This is a genomic window from Thermovirga sp., from assembly GCA_012523215.1.
Taxonomy (GTDB): domain Bacteria; phylum Synergistota; class Synergistia; order Synergistales; family Thermovirgaceae; genus 58-81.
On sequence record JAAYIZ010000100.1, the window covers coordinates 1 to 2200 of the forward strand.

At 60.0% G+C, this 2200-nt stretch carries 2 protein-coding genes; both read left to right on the forward strand.

Annotation, left to right across the window (positions count from 1 at the left end; translation table 11 throughout):
- The coding region (locus tag GX108_02835) for an iron-containing alcohol dehydrogenase (GenBank protein ID NLO55981.1) at nt 1-695 on the forward strand (695 nt) is incomplete at its 5' end.
- Between the two features lie 5 nt (nt 696-700).
- Nucleotides 701-2200: aldehyde ferredoxin oxidoreductase family protein (locus GX108_02840; GenBank protein ID NLO55982.1), on the forward strand; the 1500-nt coding region annotated here is incomplete at its 3' end.

A 2200-nucleotide genomic window follows, 5' to 3' on the forward strand; every position in this document is an offset into this window, starting at 1 on the left:
AACTTTTCATAGGGAACCCGCTGGTCTTCGGGACCGTCGCCCTGGTGGACCCCCTGCTCACGGTCACCATGCCGCCCAAGGTAACGGCCTGTACCGGTCTCGACGCTCTCTCCCACGGCGTGGAGGGGATGATCGGGAAGACAAACCCTCTCACGGAGATGTTCACCCTGAAGTGCGTGGAGTACGTCTTCAAGTACCTCGAGAGGGCCGTGGCCGACGGCAATGATCTTGAAGCTCGCTATCACATGTCCTTCGCCTCCCTTTTCGGAATGATGTCCTACACCCAGGGCGGAGGCCTCTACGCCCACAGCATGTCCTACATCCTCACCATAGATTCCGGCGTACCCCACGGACTTGGGTGCGGCATGGTGCTGCCTTATACCTTCATGTTCAACCTCGACAATATTGCGCCGATCCTCGTGAAAATGGCCCCTCTCACGGGGTTGGACGCCTCGGGGAGCCCCAAAGAGGTGGGGCGGAAGGTCGCCGAGCGCTTCAAGAAGCTCGTGACCGATGTGGGTATACCCGCGAGCCTGAAGGAACTGGGCGTTCCCGAGAAGGACGTGGAACGCTTTGCCTCGGACATGGTAACCAAGTATTATCGCGTCAACAACCCAAGGCCGATGAGCGCCGAAGAAGGCCTGGCCCTTGTGAGGTCCCTGTGGGAAGGAAATCTCACGGAGATCAAGGAGTGATCCCATTGTTCGGATATCATGGTGTCATAGCACTGGTGAACCTGGCTTCCAGGAAGGTCGATAGTATAGAATTCGACGAGGATCTTGCGAGGAAATACATCGGTGGATCTGGAATCGGGACCTACCTGCTCGTGAAGTATGGTCTTCCCACCGTGGACCCGCTGGATCCGGGAAGCCCCCTGATCTACATGACCGGCCCCTTCATGGGTACCGGCATCCCCACCTCGGGAAGGCACCAGATACTCGCCAGGTCCCCTCTCACGGGAGGATTCGGCGAGGCGGACTGCGGGGGAAGCTTCGGCTTCCACCTGAAAAGAGCGGGCTTCGACGGTCTGGTGATAACCGGCCGATCCCCGAGTCCCGTGGTGTTGGTCGTCAAGGATGACGAGATCTCCTTTTATGACGGCGGCCACCTCTGGGGCAAGGACACCTTCGAGACGGAGGAGACCCTCTCCAGGGAGATGCCCTGGGGAATAGGCGTATCCTGCATCGGTCCCGCGGGAGAAAAATGCGTTTTCCTCGCCGGGATCCTCCACGACGGCGTTCATGCCCGCGCCGCCGGGAGGGGAGGCCTCGGGGCGGTAATGGGGTCTAAAAACCTGAAAGCGATCGTCGCCAAGGGAACCCGACTCCCGACAATAGCTGACCGCAAGGCACTCAACGAACTGATCATCGAATCGAACAGCAGGATGAAGGAAAAGGGTTCCGGCCTGAGACTTTACGGGACCGCCGGCGGAATGGAGAACGCGGAGAAGTTCGGCGACCTCCCCATCAGGAACTGGAAGCAGGGTTCCTGGCCCGAAGGCGCCAAGGCCATATCGGGTCAGGAGATGGCGAAAGAACTGCTCACCGGGGATTACGGCTGCATCGCGTGCCCTATCCGTTGCGGGAGAGAGGTAACCCTTGACGGATTGAAGATGGGAGGCCCGGAGTACGAATCCCTGGCAATGCTAGGCAGCGCTTGCCTCGTGGATGACCTGGAGAGCCTCACTAAGGCCAATGAACTCTGCAACCGCTACGGCCTGGATACCATATCGACGGGAGGCACCATAGCCTTCGCCATGGAAGTCTTCGAAAAGGGCATCCTCTCCAGGGAAGAGGCCGGCATGGAGATTCCCTGGGGTGATGCCGGCGTCTTGCTGGACCTGGTACACAAGATCGGCAGGAGCGAGGGTATCGGGGCCGTCCTCGGGATGGGGAGCAGAAAGGCCGCCGAAAAATTTGGCGAGGGCGCCGAGGCCTACGCTATTCATTCGAAGGGCCTGGAACTCCCGGCCCATGACCCCAGGTGCTTTAAGGGCCTGGCGTCGGGCTACGCCCTTTCGCCAAGGGGGGCCTGCCACCTTTCGAGTTTCACCTACCCCTGGGAGAGGTCGGCAACCTTCCCGGAATTCGGCTATGAAACGGTCCAGGACAGGAAGGCCGACGAAGGCAAGGGGATAATGACCGCCCGCTTCCAGGACCTGATGGCCGTGGCGGACTCTCTGAAGGTATGCAAGTTCTCC